The organism is Flammeovirga aprica JL-4 (assembly GCF_012844305.1).
GTDB classification, from domain to species: Bacteria; Bacteroidota; Bacteroidia; order Cytophagales; family Flammeovirgaceae; genus Flammeovirga; species Flammeovirga aprica.
The window spans coordinates 1-752 of sequence record NZ_JABANE010000342.1 but is presented as its reverse complement, the minus strand read 5'-3'; the positions used below and the strand labels follow the sequence as shown (position 1 = coordinate 752).

Sequence of the window (752 nt, the reverse complement as noted above, 5' to 3'; positions counted from 1 at the left end):
CCAGCTGTGTACCAATGGCGAGCGTAAGCAGTTCGTCTACTACAAGAGAGACGTAGTCGGACGCATCGAGTTCCGCCACGGTAAGTCTGAATAAGGTAGCACTATAGGAACATACTCAAGGTCATCGGATTCCGGTGGCCTTCATGAATGTCCCTAACAACCACTCAGGAGCAACACCATGTATCAGAATACAATCAACTTCGAACGTACCCGCGAACGCCAGCAGACCGAGGGTTATATCCCTAAGGGCCGCAAGCTGAACAAGACGCAGCGCGGTGGCGGTGTGAAGGGTTCCTTCCGTAATGCGAAGGGTGACAGCGTTGTTAACCAAGAGAAATACTTCGTAGGAGCGTAACAAATGGCTACGGAAAAAAGATGGCTTTTTGATGGAAGCACCTCACAGTGGTCACGCTTAGGAGCAACGGAGCGCAGGTTACTGGATGAAACAGGGCTGCATGTGGTCATGCTTGATGACCCATTCACTAGCACCGTGTTATTCAACGTGTTTGAGCCACGCGGGTCACTTCTAATAAGTAAGCGGTTCAGCCACTGGTCGATTGACTCAGCGTCAGACTGGTTGGCAAAACTCACAGCCGACTACTCAAGTTGGAAGTGATTAGGTAGCACTATAGGCAGACTCAAGGTCATCGGATTCCGGTGGCCTTTATGATTGCTTATTGCACACTAAATGAACACTACACTTCGGAGACATCCTCATGATGAACATTAAGACTAATCCATTTAAGGCTGTG

Annotated in this window: 2 protein-coding genes; both read left to right on the top strand. The window is 49.2% G+C overall.

Annotation, left to right across the window (positions count from 1 at the left end; all coding sequences use genetic code 11):
- Positions 1–4 precede the first annotated feature (4 nt).
- Positions 5–94, top strand: coding sequence for a hypothetical protein (locus tag HHU12_RS36120; protein WP_449401699.1), 90 nt, complete (start codon positions 5–7; stop codon positions 92–94).
- An 84-nt stretch (positions 95–178) separates the two neighbouring features.
- Complete coding sequence (locus HHU12_RS34270) at positions 179–355, top strand: hypothetical protein (protein ID WP_168885828.1); 177 nt, start codon at positions 179–181, stop codon at positions 353–355.
- Positions 356–752 lie beyond the last annotated feature (397 nt).

Coding starts and splice junctions, on each gene's coding strand:
- HHU12_RS34270 (WP_168885828.1), top strand. CDS start 179: ATGTATCAGAATACAATCAACTTCGAACGTACCCGCGAACGCCAGCAG.